Origin of the sequence: Streptomyces polygonati (genome assembly GCF_042650325.1) — a bacterium.
GTDB classification, from domain to species: Bacteria; Actinomycetota; Actinomycetes; order Streptomycetales; family Streptomycetaceae; genus Actinacidiphila; species Actinacidiphila polygonati.
This window is the reverse complement of sequence record NZ_JBHSBB010000064.1, coordinates 1-630: the sequence shown is the minus strand read 5'-3', so window position 1 is coordinate 630 and position 630 is coordinate 1. Positions and strand designations below refer to the sequence as shown.

General features: G+C 58.1%; 1 rRNA gene. It reads right to left on the bottom strand.

The features are described 5' to 3' along the window. Nucleotides 1–630, bottom strand: a 23S ribosomal RNA gene (locus ACFO3J_RS35935); the annotation flags it as partial.

The following is a 630-nucleotide window of genomic DNA, read 5'->3' as shown; positions in this document are numbered from 1 at the left end:
TATCAACCCAGTCGTCTACTGGGAGCCTTACCCCATCAAGTGGGTGGGAGTCCTCATCTCGAAGCAGGCTTCCCGCTTAGATGCTTTCAGCGGTTATCCCTCCCGAACGTAGCCAACCAGCCATGCCCTTGGCAGAACAACTGGCACACCAGAGGTCCGTCCGTCCCGGTCCTCTCGTACTAGGGACAGCCCTTCTCAAGACTCCAACGCGCGCAGCGGATAGGGACCGAACTGTCTCACGACGTTCTAAACCCAGCTCGCGTACCGCTTTAATGGGCGAACAGCCCAACCCTTGGGACCGACTCCAGCCCCAGGATGCGACGAGCCGACATCGAGGTGCCAAACCATCCCGTCGATATGGACTCTTGGGGAAGATCAGCCTGTTATCCCCGGGGTACCTTTTATCCGTTGAGCGACGGCGCTTCCACAAGCCACCGCCGGATCACTAGTCCCTACTTTCGTACCTGCTCGACCCGTCAGTCTCACAGTCAAGCTCCCTTGTGCACTTACACTCAACACCTGATTGCCAACCAGGCTGAGGGAACCTTTGGGCGCCTCCGTTACTCTTTAGGAGGCAACCGCCCCAGTTAAACTACCCACCAGACACTGTCCCTGATCCGGATCACGGAC